The 24170-nt window shown below is 64.7% G+C and carries 21 protein-coding genes; 8 read left to right on the top strand and 13 right to left on the bottom strand.

Translation table 11 applies throughout. The features are described 5' to 3' along the window. Nucleotide 1: 1 nt before the first annotated feature. A complete protein-coding gene (locus tag AC1DN9_RS11935; RefSeq protein WP_478100314.1) occupies nucleotides 2-766 on the bottom strand; it encodes a bestrophin-like domain in 765 nt (254 codons plus the stop codon). Nucleotides 767-983: 217 nt separating this feature from the next. On the opposite strand from AC1DN9_RS11935, the gene AC1DN9_RS11930 reads away from it, so the two are divergent. The 6 genes from AC1DN9_RS11930 to AC1DN9_RS11905 all read left to right on the top strand — a co-directional run bounded on the left by AC1DN9_RS11930 (nucleotide 984) and on the right by AC1DN9_RS11905 (nucleotide 6608). Next, nucleotides 984-2156, top strand: a complete 1173-nt coding sequence (locus AC1DN9_RS11930; protein WP_478100313.1) for an ABC transporter substrate-binding protein — start codon at nucleotides 984-986, stop codon at nucleotides 2154-2156. 70 nt (nucleotides 2157-2226) lie between these two features. Then, nucleotides 2227-3096, top strand: coding sequence for a branched-chain amino acid ABC transporter permease (locus AC1DN9_RS11925; RefSeq protein WP_478100311.1), 870 nt, complete (start codon nucleotides 2227-2229; stop codon nucleotides 3094-3096). 1 nt (nucleotide 3097) lies between these two features. Beyond that, nucleotides 3098-4087 carry a branched-chain amino acid ABC transporter permease gene (locus tag AC1DN9_RS11920; protein ID WP_478100309.1) on the top strand — a complete coding sequence of 330 codons (990 nt, stop codon included), beginning with the start codon at nucleotides 3098-3100 and terminating at the stop codon, nucleotides 4085-4087. Next, a complete protein-coding gene (locus tag AC1DN9_RS11915) occupies nucleotides 4084-4863 on the top strand; it encodes an ABC transporter ATP-binding protein (RefSeq protein ID WP_478100307.1) in 780 nt (259 codons plus the stop codon). The genes AC1DN9_RS11920 and AC1DN9_RS11915 overlap by 4 nt, the downstream gene beginning before the upstream one ends. Then, a complete protein-coding gene (locus AC1DN9_RS11910; RefSeq protein WP_478100305.1) occupies nucleotides 4850-5560 on the top strand; it encodes an ABC transporter ATP-binding protein in 711 nt (236 codons plus the stop codon). Before AC1DN9_RS11915 ends, AC1DN9_RS11910 begins: the two co-directional genes overlap by 14 nt. Continuing rightward, complete coding sequence (locus tag AC1DN9_RS11905; protein ID WP_478100303.1) at nucleotides 5532-6608, top strand: amidohydrolase family protein; 1077 nt, start codon at nucleotides 5532-5534, stop codon at nucleotides 6606-6608. Before AC1DN9_RS11910 ends, AC1DN9_RS11905 begins: the two co-directional genes overlap by 29 nt. A gap of 6 nt (nucleotides 6609-6614) precedes the next feature. Here the strand turns inward: AC1DN9_RS11905 and AC1DN9_RS11900 are convergent, their stop codons facing one another. From AC1DN9_RS11900 to AC1DN9_RS11870, 7 genes are all read right to left on the bottom strand, one after another. After that, nucleotides 6615-7199, bottom strand: a complete 585-nt coding sequence (locus tag AC1DN9_RS11900; protein ID WP_478100301.1) for an LOG family protein — start codon at nucleotides 7197-7199, stop codon at nucleotides 6615-6617. Between the two features lie 14 nt (nucleotides 7200-7213). Further along, a complete protein-coding gene (locus tag AC1DN9_RS11895) occupies nucleotides 7214-7624 on the bottom strand; it encodes a DUF3830 family protein (protein ID WP_478100299.1) in 411 nt (136 codons plus the stop codon). 73 nt (nucleotides 7625-7697) lie between these two features. Then, the gene (gene oxlT / locus AC1DN9_RS11890) at nucleotides 7698-8987 is read right to left on the bottom strand and encodes an oxalate/formate MFS antiporter (RefSeq protein WP_478100297.1); all 1290 of its coding nucleotides are present in this window, start codon (nucleotides 8985-8987) and stop codon (nucleotides 7698-7700) included. Between the two features lie 98 nt (nucleotides 8988-9085). Then, entirely contained in the window at nucleotides 9086-10576 is a 1491-nt protein-coding gene (locus tag AC1DN9_RS11885; RefSeq protein WP_478100296.1) for a dihydroorotase, read from the bottom strand. Further along, a complete protein-coding gene (locus AC1DN9_RS11880; protein ID WP_478100295.1) occupies nucleotides 10573-11403 on the bottom strand; it encodes a cysteine hydrolase family protein in 831 nt (276 codons plus the stop codon). The genes AC1DN9_RS11885 and AC1DN9_RS11880 overlap by 4 nt, the downstream gene beginning before the upstream one ends. 10 nt (nucleotides 11404-11413) lie before the next feature. Then, nucleotides 11414-12205 carry an SDR family NAD(P)-dependent oxidoreductase gene (locus AC1DN9_RS11875; RefSeq protein ID WP_478100293.1) on the bottom strand — a complete coding sequence of 264 codons (792 nt, stop codon included), beginning with the start codon at nucleotides 12203-12205 and terminating at the stop codon, nucleotides 11414-11416. A gap of 77 nt (nucleotides 12206-12282) precedes the next feature. Next, nucleotides 12283-14622, bottom strand: coding sequence for an NADP-dependent malic enzyme (locus tag AC1DN9_RS11870; protein ID WP_478100292.1), 2340 nt, complete (start codon nucleotides 14620-14622; stop codon nucleotides 12283-12285). 133 nt (nucleotides 14623-14755) lie between these two features. On the opposite strand from AC1DN9_RS11870, the gene AC1DN9_RS11865 reads away from it, so the two are divergent. Continuing rightward, on the top strand, nucleotides 14756-15661 hold the full coding sequence (locus tag AC1DN9_RS11865) for a LysR family transcriptional regulator (RefSeq protein WP_478100290.1): 906 nt from the start codon (nucleotides 14756-14758) through the stop codon (nucleotides 15659-15661). 112 nt (nucleotides 15662-15773) lie between these two features. Further along, a complete protein-coding gene (locus tag AC1DN9_RS11860) occupies nucleotides 15774-17300 on the top strand; it encodes an amidohydrolase family protein (protein ID WP_478100288.1) in 1527 nt (508 codons plus the stop codon). Nucleotides 17301-17343: 43 nt separating this feature from the next. Here the strand turns inward: AC1DN9_RS11860 and AC1DN9_RS11855 are convergent, their stop codons facing one another. The 5 genes from AC1DN9_RS11855 to AC1DN9_RS11835 form a co-directional block, all read right to left on the bottom strand. Further along, nucleotides 17344-17670 (bottom strand): hypothetical protein, encoded by a 327-nt coding sequence (locus AC1DN9_RS11855; RefSeq protein WP_478100286.1) that lies wholly within the window; start codon nucleotides 17668-17670, stop codon nucleotides 17344-17346. A gap of 31 nt (nucleotides 17671-17701) precedes the next feature. Then, nucleotides 17702-18157: a FecR domain-containing protein gene (locus AC1DN9_RS11850; RefSeq protein ID WP_478100284.1), complete on the bottom strand. Its 456-nt coding sequence runs from the start codon at nucleotides 18155-18157 to the stop codon at nucleotides 17702-17704. Between the two features lie 10 nt (nucleotides 18158-18167). Next, a complete protein-coding gene (locus AC1DN9_RS11845) occupies nucleotides 18168-21629 on the bottom strand; it encodes a two-partner secretion domain-containing protein (protein WP_478100282.1) in 3462 nt (1153 codons plus the stop codon). 86 nt (nucleotides 21630-21715) lie between these two features. Further along, nucleotides 21716-23380: a ShlB/FhaC/HecB family hemolysin secretion/activation protein gene (locus AC1DN9_RS11840; RefSeq protein WP_478100280.1), complete on the bottom strand. Its 1665-nt coding sequence runs from the start codon at nucleotides 23378-23380 to the stop codon at nucleotides 21716-21718. 245 nt (nucleotides 23381-23625) lie between these two features. Next, a complete protein-coding gene (locus AC1DN9_RS11835; RefSeq protein WP_478100278.1) occupies nucleotides 23626-24123 on the bottom strand; it encodes a hypothetical protein in 498 nt (165 codons plus the stop codon). Between the last annotated feature and the right edge of the window lie 47 nt (nucleotides 24124-24170).

Here is a 24170-nt window from a genome sequence, read left to right as displayed (position 1 = left end):
GTCATTGGCCGATGGTCTCCAGGGCGACCCGAATCGGCGCATTGGAGATATGCATCAGCCCGCTGAAGGGTTGATTCATGTCCAGCACAAGGAAGATCGCGCCCGCCACTGAAAGCGAGCCGACGAAGAGCGCCACCACGACAGTCCCGTTGGTGCGGCTGAGAAACCCGAACCCCACGAAGAGGACGACCAGCCAGAACACCAGCACCACGAGGAAAGGCCAGGGAATGGAACTGCTGGCCTGCTCGTGCAGCAGCTGGCGCTCGTCGCCTATTTCGGTGAGGAGCTGCAGGGCACGGCTCTTCGCGAAGTACTGACTGTCTGTCGATGGCTGCAGATTGATCACATGCTCGATGAGTGCCTCGTTCTGCTCGCGCGTCGCGCGGGCGGCTTCGGAGCTCGGCCTGGCGCCACGACGGTTCGGCCACGCCTGTTCGAGCCTGGCCGCAACGAGTTGGCGGAACTTTGTGCGTGCTTCTGCCGCGTCCGGCCCATAGCCGGAAAAAACGCGGTCGAGCTGGACGATGTGAACGCCGAGTGCCTGCACCTCGGACTCTTGCGTGACGTAGGACGCGTGCGCCGTGGCGATGAGCAAGCTCATGACGAGCGCCGAGATGGTCGCGATCAAGCCCAGAACCAACTTGACGACGTCCCTGGAGTCCGCTGCCTTGTGCCGCGCGGGCAACTTTTGGTGGAGCGCAATGCCCCCGAGCGCACCGCAAAAGGTGCAGGCCAGCACGATCAGTCCGACGAGGATGGGACTCATGGGTTCGACCTCCTGGAGCGCATAGTAGTAGATGGGCAGATGTCTTGGCGCATGGCGTGTGCCGGCATGGCGCACTCTTATTCACCGGGGCAATAAGTGCATACGCATTCTTCATTGTCCTTCTCCGCAGCGCGCCGAGAGAATTGCGCGCGGCCCGTTGAACTTGATGGTGTTTGAAAGCCATCGATGGCACGGATTAATTTCTACAGGAGACAAGATGAATCGAGTGACTCGCACTGCCCTTGGCGCAATGCTGTTCGGAGCCCTCACGCTGCATGTCGCAGCCCAGGAGACGCTCAGGATCGGCGCGCTGGTGACGCTGTCCGGCCCCGGCGCCGCATGGGGCCAGGCGATGAAGAATGCAGCCGAACTCGCTGCGGACAAGGTGAATGCCGCGGGCGGCCTGGAGGTGGGTGGCAAGAAGTACAAGGTCGAGATCGTTGCGTACGACGACAAGTACCAGGCCGGCGAAGCGGTCACCGTCGCCAATCGGCTGGTGTTCGAGGACAAGGTCAAGTACATCATCGGCCCCACGGGTTCGGCGCCAACGCTGGCAGTGCAGCCGCTCACCGAGAAGAACAAGGTCATCACGTCAACGCTCGGGTTCACCAACAAGGCGCTCGGCACTGACAAGCCGTTCAGCTTCCGGCCCGTCGTCACGACCTACGAGTTTTCGGAACCGCAGATAGCCTGGATGGTGAAGAACCTGGACGTCAGGAAGGCGGGCGGGCTGTTCCCCAATGACGAGTCGGGCCAGGTCATCGCCCGCGACCTGGAGGCGGCGTACAGGAAGCATGGCGCGGAACTGGCGGTCAAGGAGTTCTTCGAGCGCGATCGCGTCGACTTCGTTCCGTTGCTCACGCGAATGCTGGCGCGCGGCATCGACACCATCGAGCTCGACGGCAATTCGCCGGGCACCGCCGGTCTCATCACGAAGCAGGCGCGCGAACTCGGGTTCAAGGGCAGGATTGTTCGCACCGGCGGCCCGGCTACGGCAGAACTCGTCACCGTCGCGGGCAAGGAGGCTTCGGAAGGAATGATCACGCATGCTGTGATCGATCCGGGCCTGAAGTCGACCAGTGCGTACATCGACACCTACACGGCCAAGCACAAGACAGCTCCGAACGGCTTCAGCCCTTCTTACTACGACTTCACGAGCATGCTGTTCGAAGCGATGCGCCGTGCCGGGACGGTGACGGACACGGAGAAGGTCCGCCTCGAATTGGAGAAGCTCCACGACTTTCCCGGCGTGCTGGGCAGCTTGAACTGGACCGGCAAGGCGAACTACGGCGTGGACCACCAACTGGCGTTGCCTTTCTATGTCGCGGAGATCAAGAACGGCGTCGAAGTGATTCGTGCCCGCTGCTCCGTCATCGAAGGCTGCAACTGACAACAGTCACGTCGGATGCACGGCATGTACGGCATACACGACATACACGGCATCTGCGCGAAGGATTGACATGGACTGGCATCTATTGATAGGACAGGCGACGGTCAACGGCCTGGTCGTGGGGTTGTTGTATCTGCTCATGGCGGTGGGTTTCACGCTGGTCTTCGGCGTGATGCGAATGGTGAATTTCGCGCATGGGGAGTTCTACATGCTCGGCGCCTTCGCTGCCTACTTCTTCACCACCAAACTGGGGTTGCCCTTCCTGGGCGCCGTCGCGCTGAGCTTCGTGGTCGCCGTCGTGTTCGGCAGCTTCATCGAGTGGTTCATCCTGAAGCCCTTCCGCAAGGACGAGCTCAACGGGATGATCGTGACGATCGGACTGGCGCTCATCCTGCAGAACCTCGCGCTGATGCTCTTCGGCCCGGACCCGGTGTCGATGCCGGCGATCGCGTCGGGTGCCTCCAGCGTCCTTGGAATCACTGTGGCGAACTCACGCATGTACGTCGTCGGATTCGCCGTCGTCGTTCTGTTGCTGCTGTACGCGTTTCTCCGCCACTCGAAGGCGGGCCGCGGGCTTCGCGCAGTCGTCGAGGATTCGGAAACCGCCGCGATCCAGGGCGTGCGGGCGCGCATCTACTACCCGCTGGGCTTCGGGATCGGCGTGGGGCTCGCCGCGATCGGCGGTGCGCTGATGGCGCCGCTGTTCTCGGTGTCGCCCTTCATGGGCCAGGCGCCGCTGCTGAAGGCCTTCATGGTGGTGATCCTCGGCGGACTCGGAAGCATTCCGGGTGCGGCGCTCGCGGGTCTTTGCCTCGGGTTGCTGGAGAGTTACTCGACCTTGTTCCTGAATACGAGCACGGCGGACATGCTGATCTTCCTGCTCGTGATCGTGGGGATGCTGGCGTTCCCGCGTGGCTTGATCGGCCGGGGAGAGGCCTGACATGACGACTCAATTGATGGAAAGCGTTGTGGTGCCGATTGCCGGAAAAGCGTCGCGCAGCCGCCGGATGGTCATTGCCGGCGCAGTGGCGGCGATGCTTGTTGCGGCATGGCCGTGGACGGCGGGGCAGTTCGTGCTGCATCTCGCCATCCTGGCGTGCATCAACATCGTGATCGTCAACGGCATCTCGCTCATCGACCGTTGTGGGCAGTTGTCGTTCGGCCATTCGGCGCCTGTGGCGCTCGGCGCGTATGGCTCGGTGTTGTTCTCGTCGATCTTCGGGTTCGACTCGATCACCGCTGCCGTGCTTTCGCTGGTTGTCGGCGCGCTGGTCGCGGGCGTGCTCGGGTGGGTGATCCTGCGGCTTCGTGGCGTCTACTTCGTGCTGGTGACCTTCGCGTTCGCGGAGCTTGTGCGCCTGGTGCTGCTGGATGCCGCGTCGATCACCGGCGGGGCCAACGGCATCGCCGGCATTCCGCCATTGAGTATCGGCGGCTTCGCCTTCGACACGCGCGAGCGCTTCTATGCGCTGGCGTTGGTGATGGCCGTTGCGTCGGTCGGCTTCATGGTGTGGCTGTTCAGCCGGCCGCTCGGTCGCGCGATGACTGCCGTCGCAGCGAACCCGGCATTGGCGGAGTCCACCGGCTTGAGTGTGCTTCGCTTGCAGATCGTGGCCTACATCGGCGGCTGCGTGCTCGCGGGCCTGGGCGGCGTTCTGACAGCGCGCTATATCGGATTCATCTCGCCCGAGTCGTTCGCTACCGGCGCGTCGGTGGCGTTCATCACGATGCTCGTGATCGGCGGACGCAAGTCCCTGTACGGCCCGATGCTCGGCGCCCTGGTGCTGACGCCTTTGCCGGAGTTCTTCCGGGGTGCGGTGCAGACGCAGCAGATCTTCTACGGAGCGGCGTTGATCGTCATCCTGCGCTTCCTGCCGAGTGGGATCGTGGGCATCCTGAACTTCAAGGCATCGCGGAGGTCGGCCCCATGAGCGCCTTGCTTCAAGTCCAGGGCCTTTCGAAGCACTTCGGAGGGCTGGCCGCGGTGGCGGATCTTTCGTTCAACGTCGGCAAGGGCGAAATCGTCGGCCTGATCGGTCCGAACGGCGCAGGCAAGACGACTGCGTTCAACACGATCAGCGGCGCGCTCACGCCGACCCGCGGACGGGTGACGTTCGACGGCAAGGACGTCACCGGGCGGCGGCCCAGTTCTGTCGTCGCGGCGGGCCTGGCGCGTACCTTCCAGTCGACCACGACATTTTCGGAAGAGACGGTCGCGAAGAACATCGAGTACGCACTCCTGACCCGCATCGAAGGATCTGCGCCGCAGCGGCTGATGCGGCGCACACACGGGCTGCTTGCACCGCAGCAGGTGGCGTCCGAGGTGGATGCGATCCTCGACATCGTGAGCATGCAGGCGTGGCGGAACATGGCGGCGGGAACGCTGGCCTATGGCCTGCAGAAGAAGCTTGGTATCGCGATCGGGCTGGCGGCGAAACCATCCATGCTGCTCATGGACGAACCGGCAGCCGGTCTCAACCATGAAGAGTGCAATGAATTGACGCGGCTGCTTCGCACGCTGCAAAGGGAGCACGGCCTGACGCTGTTGCTCGTCGAACATCACATGGCCATCGTGATGGAGGTCTGCGAACGCATCGTGGTGCTGGTACACGGCGAGAAGATCGCCGAGGGCAGCCCGGAGCAGATTCGCGCCAATCCCGCCGTTGTGGAAGCGTACCTTGGAGCGCCTGACTATGCCCATGCTTGAAGTCGAGAAGGTCTCGGTTCACTACAAGTTGATGGAGGCGGTTCGCTCCGTCGGGTTTCGCGTCAACAAGGGCGAGCTGGTCGCGCTGATCGGCTCCAACGGTGCGGGAAAGAGCAGCACGCTGAAGGCCATCGCGGGCAGCGTGCCGATGAGCAGCGGCACGATTCGCCTCGAAGGTCAGGAGATTCATCGACTGTCGCCCGAGCAGCGGGTGCAACGTGGGATTGCCCTGTCGCCGGAAGGCCGGCGCCTGTTCGGACGCATGACGGTTCTGGAGAACCTGCTCGTCGGTGCGCACACGATCAAGTCGGCGGCGGAGCGCTCGGAGTCGCTGGAACAGATCTACAAGCTGTTTCCGCGCGTCCACGAGAGACGCAGCCAGCTGGCGGGCTCGCTGTCCGGCGGCGAACAGCAGATGGTGGCGATCGGCCGCGCGCTGATGGCCCGGCCGAAGTTGCTGATGCTGGACGAGCCTTCGCTCGGCATCGCGCCCAAGGTCGTGGCGGAGATCGCGGATGCGATCCGCAAGCTCAATGCGGGCGGCATGTCCATCATCCTGGTCGAGCAGAACGCGCGACTGGCATTGCGGCTTGCCCACAACGCCTATGCGTTGGAACGGGGCGAAGTCGTGAGGTCGGGCAAGGGCGCGGAATTGCTCGACGATCCGTATGTCCGCAAAGCCTATCTGGGGGTCTGAATCGATGCAGACGGCAACGAACAGGGAACTGCAACTGATCGCGCACCGGCAGGCGGACCGGGCCTGGCTCGCGGCGAGCAGGGAAGAGGCGCTGGAGCCCGAACTGCCGATGGTGGATGCCCATCATCACTTCTCGGAGCATTGGGGCGGCTACATGCCCGATGATCTGCTGGCGGACATTGCGGGCCACCGCATTCGCGCGACGGTCTACGTGCAATGCGGCTGGGGCTACCGGCCTGAAGGTCCAGAGGCGCTGCGCCCGGTCGGCGAGACCGAGTCGGTGGTTGCGGTCACGCGCGAAGTCAACCTGCGCCAGCGCGAAACGCGCGTGGCCGCCGCCATCGTGGGGTACGCGGATCTTCATCTGGGCGGGGCCGTCGACGAAGTGCTGGCTGCGCAGATCGCTGCCGGCGACGGTCGGTTTCGGGGCGTCCGAAACAGCGGGGCTTTCCACCCTGACTTCAAGCATGGCGTGCTTCCGCGCCCTATGCAGCATCTGTACGCCGACCCTGCGTTTCGCGAAGGCTACGCCTGCCTGGAGAGGCACGGCCTGAGCTTCGACGCGTGGGTCTATCACACGCAGTTGGAGGACGTTCTCGAACTCGCGACCGCGTTTCCGCGCATTCCGCTCATCCTCGATCACATCGGCGGGCCGCTCGGAGTCGCGGGCTATCAGGGGCGGCAGGATGCCGCGCTGCAGGAGTGGTTGCCGTGGATGAAGAGCCTGGCGCAGTGTCCGAACGTTTCGGTCAAGCTCGGCGGACTCGGCACGGCGGTATTCGGGTTCGACTTCGCCAGCCGACCGGAGCCACCCTCATCGCAGGCGCTGGCCGATGTCTGGCGGCCGGTCTTCGATCCGGTGCTGGAGTTGTTCGGTCTGGAGCGCTGCATGTTCGAGAGCAACTTTCCGGTGGATCGCAGTTCTGCCGGCTATGGCGTGGTCTGGAATGCGCTCAAGAGGATGGCCTCCGGCGCGACCATCGAGCAGAAGAAGATGCTCTTTCATGACAACGCAGTCCGGCTCTATCGGATCGAGCTCGAAGGATGATCTTCGTCAAGAGCCAGGCTGGCCGATCCACTTGGTGACGCTAGGAGGTTCCCAGGCGATCAGTCGATCCAGCAACGCGGAAGGGTCCGGATCGAGGATGATCATGTCCCGATGCTCGGGCTTCAAGAAGCCTTCTCCAACTGCGCGCTCCAGCATCGCCCACGTGGGGTCGTAAAAGCCGCGTGTGTTGAGCACCCCGCACGCCTTGGCGTGATCGCCCAATTGGGTCAAGGTCGCCATCTCGAACAGTTCTTCCAGCGTTCCGAGGCCTCCCGGAAGTGCGATGAACGCATCCGCCAACTCAGCCATCCGCGCCTTGCGGGCGCGCATGTCGGTGGCGACCTCATGACGCGTGAGCCCGGGATGCAGGTGGCCACGCTCGTGCAGCCGCTGATTGATCACGCCGACGACCGCTCCGCCGGCGGCCAGCGTCTCATCTGCCAACACGCCCATCAACCCCTTGGTCGTTCCGCCATACACGAGAGTGATGCGCCGTGCAGCCAGCTCGCGCCCCAACAGGCGTGCGCCGTTGGCATAGTCGTCGGAGCTACCGAAGTTGGAGCCGCAAAAAACGGCCACGCTCTTGAACATGGCTTTGCCTTCCCCTACATCGCCTCGAACAGGATGTCCTGGGCGCCCTCCCACAATACCTTTTCGCCGAGCGCCCGAAGATGCTCCTTGCCTTCGACGATGGTCAGGAAATGGTTGCCGGCGAGTTGCCCGAGCTTGCTCGAGAAACTGCAACTCCCGTAGGCGAAGATGATCTCCGTCTCGCTGTATCCACCAGGGTAGAAGAGGACATCGCCAACGGACAAGTGGCTCGTATGGTTTTCGTAGTCGACGCCCAGCCTGAAATCACCCATGGGAATCCAGCAACCTTCGCCGCTCCATTTGACGTGGATGAGTTTCTCGCGGTAGGGCAACAGTGCCGCGAAGGCGGTCACGGTCTTGGGTGCGTCCGCATGCGGCTCGGCAACAAAGGTGAAGCCACCGGCCGTGATACGAATTCGATTCATTGAAGTTCCTGTGTGAATGGATAGGGTGCAGGAAAGCCAGTATGCGTCGCCGACGGCAGGCCGGCGTCAACATTCAATGTCGCGCCATCAGGCGTGCGCGGACTGGCTTCAGCAGCAATGACAGCAGTGCGGCCGTCACGTTCATGCCGGCTGCAATCAGGAAGACCATGTTCCAGCTCCCCGTTGCATGCATGATGACCCCGGAGAGTGGCACCAGAAGTGCGCCCAGGCCCTGGGCCGTTTGCAGCAGCGTGGCGTTCGTCGCGGAGTACTTGCTGCCAAAGGTGTCGCCGATTGTGGCCGGAAACAGGCTGAAGATCTCGCCCCAGGCGAAGAACACGAACCCCGTCAGCAGCACGAACGACACGGGGTCGTGGCCGAACACCGACAGCGCCCAGATACCGACGGCTTCCAGCGCAAAGGCCACGAACATCGTGTTCTCGCGGCCGATGTTGTCGGAGACCCAGCCAAAGAATGGGCGGGTGACGCCATTGAGGACGCGGTCGATCGTCATGGCAAAAACCAGGGCCGGCAAGGTGAGCCCGAGCATCGTGACCGGCACGTCCGCGATCTTCATGTCCTTGGCCATCGGGGCAATCTGGGCAATGACCATCAACCCGCCGGCCGCAACGCAGATGAAGCTCGCGTACAGCATCCAGAACGGGAGTGTCTTCACCATTTCGAGAGGGGTGTAGCTGCGCCGCTCCTTCACGTCGGCGCCGGCGCCGTGGGCCGTGTGTGTCGGCGGCGAGCGCATGAACCAGGACAAGACGAAGATCGTGAGACCGAATACCAGGCCGAAAGTGATGAAGGTGCTTTCGTAGCCTTGCGTCTTGATCATGTCCGCCATCGGGTTGATGAACACCGCGGAGCCCACGCCGAAACCCATTGCCGACAATCCGACGGCGAGTCCGCGGCGGTCGGGAAACCACTTCAGCGTGTTGCCGGTGCCCACCGACACCACGCCGCCGACGCCGATCCCGCCGAGTACGGCCGCCGCGTAGAGAAGCGGAAGCGATGTCGCGGTGCCGTTGAGAATCCATGCGGCGCTGAGGAGGACGCCGGCGGCCATCACCACCGGCTTGGGGCCGAACCGGTCAACGAGGTAGCCTTGAATGGGCATCAGCCATGTCTGGGACACGATCAGGATCGTGAAGGCCACTTGAATGGCCACGAGGGGCCAGCCGGTTTTTGCGGCGATGGGATTGACGAACAACGTCCAGCCGTACTGGATGTTGGATGCCATCGCCATGCAGACGACGGCGTAGAAAAGTTGAAGCCATCGATTTTCCTTGGTCACCTCTCGTGTGGGTGCCATCGCTGCCGATGATGCCGTCGCCGCTGTCGCTGTGTTCATGTTCATGTCTGTCTCCACGTTGTATCGGGCCGAATTCCATGGTCACAAGGTCGACGTCACGAACTGCCGAGGCAGTTCGCGGCGTACTCAGTTCGGAGGGGCGACTACTTCGCCAGGACGGCCGTTTCGGCCTCGTATCCCTCGGGCACGGCCGTGGGCGGCACGCCCGGCGGCGTGCACAGGATGGCGCTGCTGTAGTTGTCGGTATTGCGGGGCCTCGGCGTCGGCATCTTCTGGATGCCCTTCACCGATTTGCCCCATCCCGTGGCCTCTGTCACCAGCTTTCCGTCGCGCATCACGAAGCGGCCTCGCAGCAGCGTGTGCAACGGATAGCCCTTGACCGCGCGGCCGTTCCACGGCGAGATCTTGCTGATGCTCTGCAGCTTGCCTTGCGACAGCACGCCGGTGCGGTTCATGTCGACGATGGCGATGTCGGCATGCGCTCCGGGCGCGATCACGCCCTTGGTGCCGTAGAGGCCCCAGGCCTTGGCGGGCGCCACTGAGCTCCACCTGACGTAGTCCATCAGCGTGGCGCGTTCGCGATTGATTTCGGTGAGCATGAGCGGCATCTGGGTCTCGACGCCAGGAAAGCCGCAATCGCAGTTCCAGATGCTTTCGCGCGTGTTCTCTTCGACGGTGTGCGGCGCGTGATCGGTCGCGATCATGTCGATCGTGCCGTCGAGCAAGGCGTCCCACAGCGGCTGGTTGTGGCGCTTCTCGCGGATCGGCGGGTTGACCCGCATGATGCCGCCGAGCTTGAGCATGTCATCGGTGCTCAGCAGCATGTATTGCGGGCAAGTCTCGACAGTGACGTCGACACCGCGGCGCTTGGCATCGCGCAGCACATAGAGCGAGTCCGCCGCGCTGTGGTGTGCAATGTGCACGCGCGCGCCGGCCCATTCGGCCAGGATCAGCACGCGGCTGATGGCTTCGACTTCGCACACCGCCGGCCGCCCGGCCAGGTGCGCCAGCGAGTCGATGCGGCCTGCCTCGACCATGCGCTTCTGGCGGCGCGCCATGATCGAAGAGTTTTCGGCGTGCACCACTGTGCGAATGCCCAGCGGAGCGAGCTTCTCGAAGCCTTCCAGCAAGGCCCCGTCGGTGGGTGCCGGCAGGTTGCCGAACGTATTGCCGACGAAGGCCTTGAAGCTGGTCACGCCGCCGTCGAGCAACTCCTCGAGCCGGTCGATGGTGTCGTCGCCCAGCAAGCCGTGAATTCCGAAATCGACATACGACGATTGGGCGGCCTTGAGCTTGATGTTCAACGCTTCGATCGTGCCGGTCGGCGGATTGGTATTGGGCATCTCGAAGACGGTTGTCACGCCACCGCATGCCGCGGCGGCCGAACCGGTCTTCCAGGTCTCCTTGTTCGGATAGCCGGGGTCGCGGAAATGCACGTGGCTGTCGATCGCGCCCGGCAACAGATACAGGCCATCGGCCCGCATCTCGTGGCGCGCGGGAGGCATCGTGTCGTCGTGCCCGACGGCGACGATGTGCTCGCCGGAGATCGCTACGGAAGCGTCGATGATCTGGTCAGGCGATACGACCTTCGCGCCGCGAATGACGAGATCGACCTCTTTGTGAATCGTGTTCATGGGGTTTTCCTTTTGGGGAGTGCAGGGGCCACGGATCCCGCTGCGAGCGCGGTCAGAAGCGCATCTGCCTTGGCCGAGAATCCGTGGAGTCGTTGAACGATGAAATGAATGGCGCGCGTCACGAAGGCTGGTGACGGCGTGCTGCACGCATCGCCGAGCAGCACGCAGTCGTAGCCGAGAAAGGCGGCATCCTGCAGGGATGAGAAGACGCATCGATCCGTGTTGACGCCGGTGAACAGCAAGGTGGTGATGCCTTGCTGGCGCAGGATCGTGTCGAGTTCGTTGTCCCAGAAGCCGCTCAGCCGATGCTTGAAGACAGTGATGTCCGTGGGCTCGACGTTCAACTCGTCGACGACCTGCGTTCCCCATTCGCCGGGCACGACCGCTCGCCCGCGGTCGTTCTTCGAGCGTTCGGCGTAGCCCGTGGCGTCGGGGTTGCCGCCCTTGCCCTTGAACAGGATCGTCGGGCTGAGGTTGAGGCAATCCGGTCGGACACCCCAATTGAGCCAGACCACCGCGCCGCCGGCCTCGCGCCAAGCGGGCAGCAAGCGCTTGATCATCCGGATCGGTTTGCGCATCGGACGCACGTCGATGCCCTTTTGACCGAACCATCCTTCGGGATGGCAAAAGTCGTTCTGCATGTCGACGACAAGAACCGCGCTGCGTGCGATGTCGATCTCGATGGACTCGGGCTCGGCATCGAACCGCAGCGGGCGCGGAGCGATCGGCTGGCGCACCAGGCTCACGCCTCGCGGACCCACGGTCCAGGCGTTGTGGGGGGAAGGGCCAAACGCCCCCGGCTTCATGGTCTTGTCGGACTTGGCCACCGGATGCCCTCTAGAGCATGGCCCAGCCGCCATCCACGGGCAGGTCCACGCCGGTGATCTGGCGGGCCGAGTCGCTGGCCAGGAACAGGCACGCGTTGGCGATGTCCTCATCGGTCGCGACGCGCCGCATGGCGTAGTCCTCGGCGTGACGGGTCATCGCTTCCTCGAGGGTGATGCCCAGCTCTGCGGCCATGTTGGCGCACACCTTCTCCCGAAAGCGGGGACCGTCGACCATTCCGGGCGCGACGCAGTTGACGTTGATGTTGTGCGGGCCGGCTTCGAGCGCGAAGCTCTTGGTGATGCCGCGCAGGCCCCACTTCGAGGCCGAGTAGGCCATGCGTCCGGCGCGGCCGCGCATGCCGAAGGTGCCACCCACGTTGACGACCTTGCCGTAGCGCTGCGCCACCATGCCCGGCAGCACGGCGCGCATGGTGTTGAAGCAGCCGGTCATGTTCAGCTGCACGATCTGGTTGAACTCTTCGGTGGTGGTGTCCCACCCGGTCTTGCCGATCGGGCCGGAGCCGCCTGCAACATTGACCAGGATATCGATGCGGCCGAACGCTTCGAGCGCGAACGCGGCCAGCGCAGTGCTTTGTCCGGAGTCCGTCATGTCGCACGGCGCGACGACAACCATGGCGCCGAGGCCGCGCGCCTCCTTGGCCACCGGTTCGATGGCTGCGATGTCGCGTCCCGCGAGCACCAGCTTCGCGCCTTCACGGGCGAAAGCCAGGCTGACGGCCCGGCCCATGCCCTTGGCCGGCCCGGTGATCACGGTGACTTTGCCTTTGAGTTGGAGGTTCATGTGTTTGTCCTTTCGGTGGAGAGTGGGTCTCGGGTGTTGTCAATATAGGCGCACGTGCGATCTTCAATCGTGCTGAATTACGTGGGTGTCGTTGCCGTTTCGGCAACGCGTCGGGTCGCCAGCCTCCCGGCGTGCGCGACAGTGAGTGCGGTCATGTTGACGATGCGTCGCACGGTGGCGGAGGGCGTCAGGATGTGCGCGGCGGCCCTGACGCCGAGCAGGATCGGACCGACGGTCACGCCCTGGCCCCCGGTCATCTTCAACACGTTGAACAGGATGTTCGCCGCATCGAGATTGGGCAGCACCAGCAGGTTCGCACTGCCGGTGAGCGTGGAGTCGGGCAGCAGCGAGTCGCGCAGGCCCGCGTCGAAGGCCGCATCGCCGTGCATTTCCCCATCGGCCGGCACGTCCGGCATGCGCTCCACGAACAGATCGCGCGCGGCACGCATCTTCAGCGCCGAGGGCCGTTTGCTGCTGCCGAAGGCAGAGTGCGAGAGAAAGGCCACACGCGGCTCCAGCCCGAAGTAGTGCACGACCTCCGCGGCCATGGTGGTGATGTCGGCGAGCTGCTCGGCGCTGGGGTCGTCGTTGACGTAAGTGTCGGTGACGAAGAGCGTGTGCTTGGGCAGCATCAACGCGTTCAGCGTGGCATAGACCTGTTCTCCGGCACGCGGGCCGATCACTTCCTGCACGTGTTCGAGATGGCCTTCGAAACGCCCGACCAGGCCGCAGAGCATGCCGTCCGCATCGCCGAGATGCACCATCAGTGCGGCGATGGTGGTGTTCGAGCGACGTACGGCGGCCTTGGCCATCTCCGACGTCACGCCCGCGCGCGCATTGAGACGGTGGTAGGCCTCCCAGTATTGGCGGAATCGCGCGTCATCCTCCGGGTTGACGGTCTCGAAGTCGCGTCCCGGTTGCATCCGCAAGCCGGCGCGTTCGATGCGCGCGGCGATCACGGCGGGGCGGCCGATCAGGATCGGCCTGACCAGCCTTTCATCCAGCGCGATCTGCACCGCGCGCAGCACACGTTCTTCTTCGCCTTCGGCATAGGCGACGCGCTTGGCCGCGGCACGCGCGGCAGCGAAGACCGGTCGCATGAACATGCCGGTGTGCGTGACGAAGCGGGTCAACGATTGGCGATAGGCCTCGATGTCCTTGATCGGCCGCGTCGCCACCCCCGAGGCTTCCGCGGCGAGCGCCACGGCCGGCGCCAGGCGCAGGATCAGGCGCGAGTCGAAGGGCGTGGGAATCAGGTAGTCGGGACCGAAGCGCAGTTCGCGCCCCGCGTAGGCCGCGGCAACCTCGGCGCTGATTTCAGCCCTTGCCAGGTCGGCGATCTCGCGCACACAGGCGACCTTCATCGCTGGCGTGATGCTGGTGGCGCCGCAGTCGAGTGCCCCTCGGAAGATGTACGGGAAGCACAGGACGTTGTTGACCTGGTTCGGGTAGTCGGACCGGCCGGTGGCGATGATGCAGTCGGGCCGCACCTGCCGGGCGAGTTCGGGGCGAATCTCCGGCTCGGGGTTGGCGAGCGCCAGGATGATGGGTTGCCGGGCCATCGACACGACCATCTCGGGCGTGACCGCGCCGGCGGCCGAGCAACCGAGCAGGACATCGGCACCCTCCATGACATCGGCCAGCGTGCGTGCCATCGTCTTCTGCACATAGCGCTGTTTCGACACGTCGAGCTTGTCCTCTCGACGGTCGTGGAGCACGCCCCTGGAGTCGCAAACATGGATGTGGGAGCGTTGCGCGCCGAGTTCCAGCATCAGGTCAAGGCAGGCAATGGCAGCCGCGCCGGCGCCGGAGACAGCGATCTTCACGTCGCCGATCTTCTTGCCGACCAGTTCCAGGCCGTTCAACAGTGCCGCCGCCGAGATGATGGCGGTGCCGTGCTGGTCGTCGTGGAAGACCGGGATGCTCATGCGCTCGCGCAGCTTCTTCTCGATGTAGAAGCATTCGGGCGCCTTGATGTCTTCGAGATTGACGCCGCCCAGGGTCGGCTCGAGCGCGGCGATCATGTCGACGAGCTTGTCGGGGTCGCGCTCCGCGAGTTCGATGTCGAACACGTCGATACCGGCAAACTTCTGGAACAGGCAACCCTTGCCCTCCATGACCGGCTTGCTGGCCAGTGGGCCGATGTCGCCCAGGCCCAGCACGGCCGTCCCGTTGGTGACCACGCCGACCAGGTTGCCGCGCGAGGTGTATTCGGCGGCCAGGGAAGGCGTTTCCTCGATGGCCAGGCAGGCGTAGGCCACGCCGGGCGAGTAGGCAAGCGACAAGTCGCGCTGGTTTGACAGCGGCTTGGTCGGCATCACCGAGATCTTGCCGTGCGTCGGAGTGCGGTGATATTCGAGCGCCGCATCGCGCAAGGACTGTTCGGCGGTGGAAAGGTCGGTGGGGTGTTTTTTCATGCGGGCTTTCGGAGTTCCAGGACGAAGTTGAGCGGCCCAATGTATGGGACACTTCGCTCTCGGATATTGCCGATTGGCGTCAATTCCGTTGCCGATTCGGCAACGGTACGTTCACCTTCCATCCTGACCAGCCATGAACCATCTGCGTTTTCTTCGCTATATCGACGAGGTCGCTCGCGTGGGCTCGATTCGACAAGCTGCCGAGAACCTGCACGTCGCGGCATCGGCGGTGAATCGCCGTCTGCTGGACATCGAGGAGGAACTCGGAACGCCGCTGTTCGAGCGACTGCCCCGCGGGATGCGCCTGACCTCGGCTGGCGAACTGTTCCTGCACTACATCCGAAGCCGGGCAGCCGACCTGGAGCAGGTGCGATCGGAAATCGCGGAACTCCAAGGCCTGCGGCGCGGCCATGTGAGCCTGTTGTCGAGCCAGGCGCTCGCTCCGGTATTCCTGCCGCGCGCCATCGCCGATTTCCGGGCGAAACACCCTGGGGTGACGTTCCAGGCGCGCTTCGGCGACCATGTCCAGGCACTTGCTGCCTTGCGCGCCTTCGAGATCGAGTTCGCGCTCGTGTTCAACCTCGCGCCCGATGCCGACATCGAGCGCATCGCGGAGTTCGACCAGAAACTGGTGGCAACGATGCACCGCAGCCATCCACTGGCCAAGCGCGAAGGCGGCATTCGACTGCGCGACTGCGCCAACTACCCGCTGGTCCTGCCCAACCGCGACACAGGGGGAAGACAGATGCTGGAACGCTTTCTGGCGCGAAGCTCGCAGAAGCTGAGTCCGGTGGTGGAAAGCACCGGCTTCGAATTCCTGCGCGGCTATCTGCTCCATGAGCACGCCATCTCGTTTCAGTTCGAGATCGGCGCCACCAGTCACCGTGGCGAGTTTGTCGCCCGTGAAATCGAAGACCGCGGATTTCCGCGCGGGCAACTCGTTCTGGCACAACTGCGCGGTCGGCAGTTGCCCGTGATTTCCCATACCTTCGCGGAGCATGTGATCCACGCGATGGGAAAGGCAGGCGCCGAGCCGTGACTGTTGCCGTGACGGCAACGCAGGACCCGTGATTCGGTACATCTGGAAAGCACCATCCGGCGCGTCTGCTTCGTACCATCGGTGCCCTCAACAGTGGCCGGAAACGCCCAAGATGAATCACAACATCGTCGCCGGTGGCGGCTCGGAAGCACCACCTCCTTTCCTCGACTGCGCATGGCTGCTGGCCGATCCGGGCACCGCGGCGGCCCAGTCCAACGTGCGCATCGCCTTCGACGGCGGCAACGTCCGTTCGATCGAACGGCTCTCCGGCCCGGCGGGCGGAGCGCGAAATCTGGCGCTGCCGGCGCTGTCCAACGCACACGACCACGCGCGCACCTTTCGCAGTGCCACGCTGGGTGCCTCGGGCCAGCCGCTCGAGAGCTGGCTGCCCTTCCTTGGCGTGACGCCGGGCATGGACCCCTACCTCTGCGCGGCAACATCGTTCGCACGTTCGGTACGGCACGGCGTTGCCAACCTGATGGTGCACTACACGCGGGTACAGGGTGGCATGCCCTACATCGACGAGGCGCGCGCGGTGTCCCGCGCGGCGCGCGACGTCGGCGTGCGCATCGGCTTTGCCGTTTCGATGAGGGACCGCAACGGCATCGCGTACACGGACGACGCGACCGTGCTGGCCGCCTTGCGACCCGGGATCCGCGATGCCGTCGCCAAGCGGCTCGCCGTGAAGCCCGTTGCGCCGGCACAGCAACTCGCGCAGGTCGAAGAGGTCGCGACCATGGTGCGAGAAAGCGGCTATGGCGACTGGGTCACGGTCCAGTATGGGCCGACGGCTGTTCAATGGTGCAGCACACCGTTGCTCGAAGCCATCGCCCGGGCTTCGGCAGACACCGGGCGGCCGGTCCACATGCACATGCTGGAGTCCCGCTACCAGAGGGATTGGGCCGATGCGGTTCATCCTCGGGGGATCGTGCGATTCCTCGACGAGATCGGTCTGCTGAGTCCGCGCCTCACCTTGGCGCATTGCACCTGGGCCCGCCCGGAGGATTTGGCGCTGATTGCCGAGCGCGGCGCGACCATCGCGGTCAATACCGGATCGAACCTCGGCCTCAAGTCCGGCATCGCGCCGGTGCCGGAAATGCTCAAGCAAGGTTGCCGCGTGGCGATGGGCCTGGACGGCCTGGCCTTCGACGAAGATGACGACGCGCTGCGCGAGATGCGGCTGGCCTATGCGCTGCATCGCGGCTGGGGATACGACACGACGATGTCGCGCAAGCAGCTTTGGGAATTTGCCGCGTGCAACGGAGCGCGCAGCGTCGGAGGTGCCCGCATGTCATCGGCAGGTCGCATCGCGCCGGGCAACCCCGCCGACCTCGTGCTGCTGGACTGGAATTCGCTCGACAACGACAGCCTGTTCCCGGACGTCGATCCGCTGGATCTGCTGCTGGCGCGCGCCAATGGGAGCCACATCGCCAAGGTGCTGGTCGGCGGGCGCCTGGTTGTCGACGGCGGCCGCGTTCAGGGCATCGACGAGGCGGCCATGAACGCCGAGTTGCTCGCCCGCATGCGCCGCGCGCTGGCCGCGGACGCCACCAACGCGTCGTGGAGGGAAACGGTCAAGGCACTGGCCGAAGACAGCGGACCCTTCTACCGTGCGAATCGTCTCTGGGGTTGCTGCTAGTTGGCGATCGAGATGGTCACGTCACCAAAAACGCCAGACTCGTCTAACGCACTTCGCAATCCACAGCGTTGGACTTCGCAGTCGACGTTGACGTCGGCGCGGGCGCTGGGGCGCTGAACGCTGGAGGCGGCGTGAACTGGATGCCAGGATTCTTTGGCACGACGACCGGAGGTTGGGTGATGGATGCCGTGTAGCCAAACTGCCCTGCGGCAAAGTTCGAGGTGCCGGTCGGATTGGTGACGTGGATCAGGCCGTCGAGGACCTGCACGTAGAGTCCCGGGGGCAAGACCGGTGCGGGCGGGACCGGCCCTTGGGCCAAGGCCGCCGCGCCGTGCATTCCGAACAGCAGGGCGATCAGCAATTTGTTCATGGGAATTTCTCTCTCGGGGATCAGGGGACGATCAGGGACGGATCGGGTTCAGGGACACGACCATGCTCGCGTTCCCCTGAAGCACCCCCATGGGCGTGTTGATCACGGTCGATTCCGCACTGCGCCGTCCAAGCTTGCCGGCGGTGCTCTGAATGCCGCCCTGCGCCAAGGCCAGTTCGACCTTGTCTTGCTGCGGCTTATCTGCGTCGTAGGCATAGCGCGTCACGACCAGCGTGGATTCGGGCTGCAGGAGCACTTGGGCGTCGTCCTTGAAGACCACCCGGGCGTAGCTGTTGCGCTGGGTGGAAAGCGTGTCGCCCTCGTGCACCTGCGAGTTCACGGCGAGCACCCGATTCACGCCATCAGAGCCTCTGGAAACCAGCATGCCCGACAGATCGGTGACGGTGCCGACTGCCTGTGCGAATACGGCCTGCGCCGACAGCAGCAAGGCAATGAGAGGCAAGAGGAGGAGGGGGGTCGATTTCATGCCTTGCTCCTTAGTTGCAGTACATCTTCTTGGCGGGCTCGTTCTTGGTCCCGGACTTGTCCTTGGAGGCGACCTCCTTGGTGTCACTCTTGTCCGCAACCTTGTCTGCTTTCTTGCTGTCGTCGCTGGTACTGCTGGTCCCGCCGGTAGACGCAGTGGTGGAAGCGCTGAGGAAGACCGGGTCCTGCTGGCTCACGGGCGTCGCCTGCATCGCCGTGACGGTCTGGATGACTTCGTTGGAAGCCTGCTGGACGGGCTTCACCGGGGCCGATGCGGTCGGCGGCGACAGCACCTGGCAAAGCGCCGAATTGGGAGCGATGGTGCAGATGTCCGCCGAGGGCGGAGGCGTCGGCGCTGGCGTCGGCGCTGGCGTTGGCGTTGGGGGTGACGCTGGGGGTGGCGCGGGAGGTGCCGGCGGAAGGGCCGGGAGCGCAGGTGGCGTCGGGGCCTGCACGACAGTCGCCGTCACGCGAGCCGCGGCAGTGCCTTGCGGCGCGTAGCTGACGGCCACCGTGGCGACGGCGCCACCGAACGAGACGGGCGCCGCAAGGACCTGATCAAAGCTCCCGCTATTGCTCAAACCGCGCGCCACGATGAAGTCCGCATACGCCGCGTTCGCCGGCGCAAAGGTCCCCAGCGCGTCGATCTGCAGCATGCCTCCCAGGCGTGCAGAGCCATCGATATCGAGCAAGTCGAACTCTCCAGCCCCCAGCGCGCCAAGCTTGACGTCGAGCACGCCATTGCTGCCCTGCGAGTAGTTGCCTTGGACCGACAAGGTGCCCACCGCAGTACTCGTGCCTGGCGCCACCTTCCCGTTGTTGAACAGCGTGCCGCCGCTCGCCCCGCCCATCGCGAGGGTGCCGCTGCCACTGATGCTGCCGTTGTTGTAGATGTCCGCGCCGCCCGTGCGCAGCGTGCCGCCGCCTTGAAGCACGATGGCGCCATTGTTCATATGCGCCTCGTCGAAGGTCGCGTCGAGCACGCCCTGGTTGATCTGCACCGTGCCGCCGGCCTGGTTGTTGAAGGTGCCGCTGCCCTGCAGGATCAACGCCGATGTGCTTCCGGGCCCGACGCTCACTGTGCCGAGGTTGTTCCACACCGACTGGTCGAGCAGCGTCACCTGCGCGCCGTCCGCATGGACCCGATTGCGCGTGGTGAGAACGTTGCCTTGCCCATTGATCGCAGTGCTCGTCCCCAGCGACAGTTCAGGCGCACCGGCGCCGACATCCACCGAGCCCATCAGGGTGATGTAGTTCTGCCAACCCATCGTGCCCGCGCCGGCAAAGGAGACACTGCTGTTCAGCGCCACGCTGTCGAGCGTGACGTGGGCACCGCCCATCACCTGCACCTGCCCGTCGAGCTGCGCACCCATCACGCTGAGCGAGCCGGCCTCCGAGCGCACCACGCTGCCCGCCGTGCTGCCGAAGCCCGTGTAGACCTGATCAACCGCGCTCGTCTTGACCAGACTGCCGTTGTTGACGAAGTTCGCAAGCGCCCCTCCGGCGCCCCTCAGCACGTAGGTCTGCGTGCCCGAAGTCGTGACGACCCCGTCGTTCTGGAAGTGCGTGCCTTCGTCGGACGACGAGATCGCGCCGTTGCCCACGACTGCCACGCTCGTGCCGTTGGTCCAGGCGGCCGCGCCGTGCAGCGCGAGAGTGCCATCGACCACCACGCCCGTGCCTTGCGTCGACAGCAAGCTTGAACCGAAGCCCCACAGGTTGGTGTCGTGCAGCACCAGCGCATTGCCGCCGGCGCCGAAGACCAGGGTCGTGCCCAGATGGACCTCACCCGACCATTCCAGCGTGCCGCTGCCCGTGAAATCGGTGCCCGCATTGAAAGTCTGTCCGCCGGACATCGAGAGCCCCGCTCCCGGCGCGATGTTGAACTCGCCCGTGTGCGCACCACCATGGTCGAGGACCGCCGAGCCCGTGCCGCCGACGGACACTGTTCCGTCGTTGTTCAATGTGCCTGACAGGGCCGAGCCTGCACGGTTCAGCGCCAGCGTGGCGTCCGGCAGCACGTTGACGACGGCGGCGTTGATCGCCGACGTCGCCATGTTCAGGGAGGTCGTGCCTGCGCCAATGTTGAGCGTGCCGTTGCCATTGCCGCCGAGGCCCTCCGACACATTGAGGACGCCACCGTGCAAATCCAGGTTCGCGTTGAGCTTCACCGCATGATCGACGCCGGTGTAGTTGCCTTGATAGTTGCTGTTGAGATTGAGCCCGAGCGCACTGTTGACGCTCGTGATCGGCGCATTGATGACGATGTTGTTGCTGGCGTTCAGCGTCAGCGCCGAATCCACGCTGCCCGTCTTCGTGATGGCGGCGGAAACGGTGATGTCGCCATGCCATGGATCGGTGGCCGGGTTTCCCGTGCCGGTGGTGATGCTTACATTCACCCCCGAATCGAGTTGCGAAGTGATGGTGCCCGCACTGATCCGAGCGCCGGATTCGTTGGACACGAGGGCGCCTGTGACGCCGCTGTCCGGGCCCGACGCCACGATCTCGATGTCGTACGGGTCGATGTGCCACTCTCCGCCGCGGCCCAACACCGGCACATTGACGACATCGAGCGAGCGATGGCCCGAGGTATCGACGTAGCCGCCTTTGCCGGCGCTGCCCGTGGCCGCAACCCGGCCGTCGATCGAGGCCGCCCCGTCTGCAATCAACTCCACGCGCCCGCCCGTGGTGCCGCTGGCGCTGATGTCCGATGTGCTCGATGTCTTCACATCACCGGATGCGCGAAGGAACACCCGTCCGCCTTCGCTCACCACGCTGTCGGCATGGATCTCTCCGCTGTTGCTCACCAGGCCGGCCGTCAGGCCGATGCGCCCGGCCTCCGCGACGATGCGCCCGAGGTTCTTCGCCTCACCCTGCGTGCCGGTGATCTCCACCGAAACGCCCGGTGTGCCGGTGTCCATCAGTTGCACGTTCTGTCCGGCAGCCAGCAGCACTTCGCCATTCGGCGCGTTCAGCGTGCCCGTGTTGACCACGCTCGGTGCCACCAGGTAGATGCTCCCGCCCCTGGCCGTGTTGATGGTGCCGGCGTTGCGCACCTCGCCCGCCGTGGCACCGCTCTTGAAGGTCAGCCGGCCCGCGAGAAAGTCGCTGTCGCTCACGTTCAGGGTGCTCGCCACGAAGCTGCCCACATCGATGCGCGCGCCAGCCCCCACCATGATGCCGGCCGGATTGATGAGCCACAGCGCCCCGTTGGCCTTGATCTGCCCCTCGATCTGCGAAGGGTCGCCGCCCAGCGTGCGCGCGAGCAGCGCGGACTGCGCGTTCGGCTGGCGGATGTCCACGACCGCGCCCGAGCCCACATTGAAGGTCTGGAAATTGACCAGCGCCTGCGAGGTCGTCTGGTTGATGTTCAGGGTCGTGCCATTGCGGGTGATGGCGGCATTGCCGGAGGTGACGTTCCATCCCGTCGGCAGGGCCCCTGGCTGGACCTGCGCCCACAACGGTTGGCTCATGGCCGCGCACAGTGTGGCGATGGCAAGTGGAAGACGGCGGAGTCTGAAGCAGCGCATGGGGATCTTTCCTTTTCTTCTTGTCGTCTTCAGTACGCCAGCACCGCGAGGAACTCCGCACGCCAGTCGCCGCGCTTTTCGTTCGTCGCGGTGCCTGCGTCCACCACACGGGCCACGTCCAGGCGCAGATTGAAATCCCGCGTCCAGACATAGCGCGTGCCGAACCCCACGCTGGACACGTTGACGCTGTACGGCACCGTGACGCCGTTCGCGCGGTTGTTGCTCCCATGGCCGGCGTCGAGGAAGGCGAGCATCCGCCACTGGCCCGTGATGCCGGCCCACCCGGCCAACTCTGGCGTGTAGATTTCGGCGTTGACGACCACGCCGCTGTCCGCCACCACCGCGCGCTCGTCGAAGCCGCGCACCAGCGTCGCACCGGTCAGCGAGAACTGCTCGCTGCTCACCAAAGGTGATGAGCTGTATTGCGCTGTGCTGGCCAGGCGCACCTGCCAGCCACCGGCCAGCGCCTTGTTGAAGGCAGCCGCGCCGTACGCGGCCATGAAGCTGTCCGTCGTGTCGCGGTTGCCGGAGGTGAGGTACGAATAGCGGTCGACGCGCCCGTCGACGTTGGTGTAGCTGCTGCCGGTCGGGATGTTGCGCCACACGCCGGCCGTGTAGCTCAGGTTCTGGTCGATCCCATCGCGCTGGCCGACGTAGCTCAGGGTCAGCGGCGTCGTCTGGTACGGCACGCACGAGGCGATCGGTGGCGTCGGCCCTTCGATGCTGACTTCCTGGCCGCCCACGTTGCAGCGCGAGTCGATGTTCTTGTGATCGACACCGAGCACCAGCTTCGCGGAGCTTTCGCCATCGCGGCCGAGAAAATGGTTCCAGCGCATGCCGTACACATCGCCCTTGCCGGTGAAGCCCAGCACGCCGCCCAGCGTGGGCGAAGCGGCCGGCGAATTGGTGTTCGACTTGCCGTAGACGAAGTCCAGGCTGTCGCCAATGCCGTAGAACGGGATCCGGTAGCCCAGCGAATAGAGGTCCATCCGCACGCCGTCCGGCTTGTCGGGCGAGGTGGTGTAGGCGAGCGTTCCGACCTGGTCGCGATCGAACAGGTTGGCGTGCTGCAGCGCGATGCCCGTGCGCCAGGTGCCGGTCGACGACGTCCCCGTGTTGTCGACCGTGGCGATCAGGCGAAGCGGATGGTAATCGGTCACCGCCACCTTGGCATCGATGGTCCCGGGCGCTGCGCCTTCAGCCAGCGTCACGCCGATCTGCTTGGCGGGGTTGTCATTGGCGAGCTGGAGCGATTCCGAGATTGCGCCCAGCCTGGGCGGCTGCCCGACCTGCAACGGCACCACGCTGGCGCGGATGTTGTCGGCGTCGAAGTGCTGGTTGCCGATGACGGTGACCGAGGCGATCACGCTTTCCGCCACCTTGATCCGCACCACGCCGCCGGTCAGTTCCTGCTCGGGCAGCGAGACGGTGACGGCGCTGTAGCCGGTCTTCCGGTAGGCGTCTTGCAGCGCCTCGACAGCGAGTTGAATGTCGCCGTACGCGCGGCCCGGACCGGTCATTGGGGCAACGCGCTTGTCGATTTCGGAAGAGGCCAACAACGTGTTGCCTTCGACTTGGAAGCGGGTGATGTCGAAGCGCACTTCGCCGGGTGCAGCGATGGCCGATGCAGCCGCGAAAGCCAAGGCGGCGGTCAGCCCGCGCCGGGCCAGGAATCTCGTCTTCTTCTTCTTCAAGCGTCCGCTCGCAGTTCTTGCTCAGTCCATTCGGCTGAACAAACGACGCGCGGTGGCAACTAGCTCTGTTCAGGATGCGGGGGATGGTAACGTCATGTAACGACGCGGCAGGCGGGTGTGACGGATCAACGGACGGCCTTCGGTTGAAAACAGGGCGTATTTCACGAACTCGGCCCATGCGCTGTAGAGCTACGCGATCGCCGTGGACCCGCGCCGGCTCCGCCTCGCCCCGCCTGCCGCACGGACTACGCCGGGAACACCTGCGAAGTGAAGAACTTGCGGGGGTAGACGATCCCGAGTGCTGCGGCGTCGTTGTCGTCCTTCGTATGCGCGGTGAAGAAATGGTCGAAGCCTGATCCGGCTTCCCAGTCCTGGATGTGGACGTGGAACAGTTCGGTGCCCGCGGGCTCCGTTCCAGGTGGCGCCTGGAACTGGAAGGCGCGTGAGGTGACCGTGCTGCCGCCGCCCAGGGGATTCAGGTTGCCGACGATCATGCCGGGCCCGAAGGAGTCGGTCGCTTTCTCCCGCACCGTGGTCCCGTTCAGCCCGAGGATGTGCAGCGAAACGTTGGTCATGTCGACATGTCCGTTGTTGGTGAGCTTGATGCGGAATTCCCAGATTTCACCCGAATTGACGTCGGTGTCGGTGCTGCTTCCGACCCGGCCTTCGTTCACGATCTCGATCACGGTTTCGTCCCTGGGGTAGCTGTTCATGGCATTGGCGATGTCGTCGAGGACTGACATTTCGATCTCCTTGAGATGGCCGGAATTGAAGGATCCGGATCGTTTCC

The organism is Variovorax sp. 05L425 (genome assembly GCF_056397705.1).
This window is presented reverse-complemented; position numbering and strand designations above follow the sequence as displayed.

Excerpts from the sequence above, each read along its gene's own strand:
- AC1DN9_RS11860 (WP_478100288.1), top strand. The coding sequence starts at position 15,774 with ATGAATCACAACATCGTCGCCGGTGGCGGCTCGGAAGCACCACCTCCT.
- AC1DN9_RS11935 (WP_478100314.1), bottom strand. The coding sequence starts at position 766 with ATGAGTCCCATCCTCGTCGGACTGATCGTGCTGGCCTGCACCTTTTGC.
- AC1DN9_RS11855 (WP_478100286.1), bottom strand. The coding sequence starts at position 17,670 with ATGAACAAATTGCTGATCGCCCTGCTGTTCGGAATGCACGGCGCGGCG.
- AC1DN9_RS11895 (WP_478100299.1), bottom strand. The coding sequence starts at position 7,624 with ATGAATCGAATTCGTATCACGGCCGGTGGCTTCACCTTTGTTGCCGAG.
- AC1DN9_RS11885 (WP_478100296.1), bottom strand. The coding sequence starts at position 10,576 with ATGAACACGATTCACAAAGAGGTCGATCTCGTCATTCGCGGCGCGAAG.
- AC1DN9_RS11915 (WP_478100307.1), top strand. The coding sequence starts at position 4,084 with ATGAGCGCCTTGCTTCAAGTCCAGGGCCTTTCGAAGCACTTCGGAGGG.
- AC1DN9_RS11920 (WP_478100309.1), top strand. The coding sequence starts at position 3,098 with ATGACGACTCAATTGATGGAAAGCGTTGTGGTGCCGATTGCCGGAAAA.
- AC1DN9_RS11905 (WP_478100303.1), top strand. The coding sequence starts at position 5,532 with ATGTCCGCAAAGCCTATCTGGGGGTCTGAATCGATGCAGACGGCAACG.
- AC1DN9_RS11875 (WP_478100293.1), bottom strand. The coding sequence starts at position 12,205 with ATGAACCTCCAACTCAAAGGCAAAGTCACCGTGATCACCGGGCCGGCC.
- AC1DN9_RS11910 (WP_478100305.1), top strand. The coding sequence starts at position 4,850 with ATGCCCATGCTTGAAGTCGAGAAGGTCTCGGTTCACTACAAGTTGATG.
- AC1DN9_RS11835 (WP_478100278.1), bottom strand. The coding sequence starts at position 24,123 with ATGTCAGTCCTCGACGACATCGCCAATGCCATGAACAGCTACCCCAGG.
- oxlT (WP_478100297.1), bottom strand. The coding sequence starts at position 8,987 with ATGAACATGAACACAGCGACAGCGGCGACGGCATCATCGGCAGCGATG.
- AC1DN9_RS11925 (WP_478100311.1), top strand. The coding sequence starts at position 2,227 with ATGGACTGGCATCTATTGATAGGACAGGCGACGGTCAACGGCCTGGTC.
- AC1DN9_RS11900 (WP_478100301.1), bottom strand. The coding sequence starts at position 7,199 with ATGTTCAAGAGCGTGGCCGTTTTTTGCGGCTCCAACTTCGGTAGCTCC.
- AC1DN9_RS11930 (WP_478100313.1), top strand. The coding sequence starts at position 984 with ATGAATCGAGTGACTCGCACTGCCCTTGGCGCAATGCTGTTCGGAGCC.
- AC1DN9_RS11845 (WP_478100282.1), bottom strand. The coding sequence starts at position 21,629 with ATGAGCCAACCGTTGTGGGCGCAGGTCCAGCCAGGGGCCCTGCCGACG.
- AC1DN9_RS11865 (WP_478100290.1), top strand. The coding sequence starts at position 14,756 with ATGAACCATCTGCGTTTTCTTCGCTATATCGACGAGGTCGCTCGCGTG.
- AC1DN9_RS11870 (WP_478100292.1), bottom strand. The coding sequence starts at position 14,622 with ATGAAAAAACACCCCACCGACCTTTCCACCGCCGAACAGTCCTTGCGC.
- AC1DN9_RS11850 (WP_478100284.1), bottom strand. The coding sequence starts at position 18,157 with ATGAAATCGACCCCCCTCCTCCTCTTGCCTCTCATTGCCTTGCTGCTG.